We start from the raw sequence: 564 nt of genomic DNA, 5'->3' as shown, positions 1-564 counted from the left end.
TCCCACAATTCCGGCGAAACGTAGTAGCCAGAGATACGGCCATTGGTGAGCACAGCAACGGGTTGGCCGTTGGCTTCTTTCAGTGCAGCATTCGGTGATTTTTTGAAATCGCTGATACTGACTGCCGCATTGGCAAGGATAGGTTGTACGATCATAGCGCTATCTTTAGCATGGTATTTGATACTAAATTTAGCACTGAATTAGTGATGGGACAAGGCTATTGCGCTGAACCTGTCGGTCGCTTCTGATGCATTTATGATGGAACAGTGTGTTGTCAGGAACGCAGTGCTTTTTCTATTTCCCGACGCAGGATACTATTGAGTCGCGTTTGATAGCCCGGCCCTTCGCTTTCGAGCCAATTCAACACATCGGCATCAAAACGTACGGTTTTTTGGACTTTGATCGGCTTAAAGAACTTGGCTCGTTTCGCCTTATTCCATACAGCGTCAGGCAGTTCCGGCGCATCGGTATAGCCAATGTCTGCATCTGCCATGTTGTTAAGACGATCAATCTGTTGTTTACGGTCCATAGTCCTTGTACCTTGCTCTTTCTTTGGCGTTCGCC

General features: G+C 47.5%; 1 protein-coding gene and 1 pseudogene. Both read right to left on the bottom strand.

Annotation, left to right across the window (positions count from 1 at the left end; all coding sequences use genetic code 11):
* Nucleotides 1–155 (bottom strand): annotated as a pseudogene (locus J5069_RS24245) (prevent-host-death protein); the annotation flags it as partial.
* 119 nt (nucleotides 156–274) lie between these two features.
* On the bottom strand, nucleotides 275–564 hold a 290-nt coding region (locus tag J5069_RS23975; protein WP_319801703.1), incomplete at its 5' end, for a BrnA antitoxin family protein.

It is taken from the genome of Candidatus Symbiopectobacterium sp. NZEC127 (assembly GCF_025962675.1).
In the GTDB taxonomy this organism is placed as follows: Bacteria; Pseudomonadota; Gammaproteobacteria; order Enterobacterales; family Enterobacteriaceae; genus Symbiopectobacterium.
The sequence above is the reverse complement of the archived record's forward strand: the minus strand, read 5'-3'. Positions and strand labels throughout refer to the sequence as shown.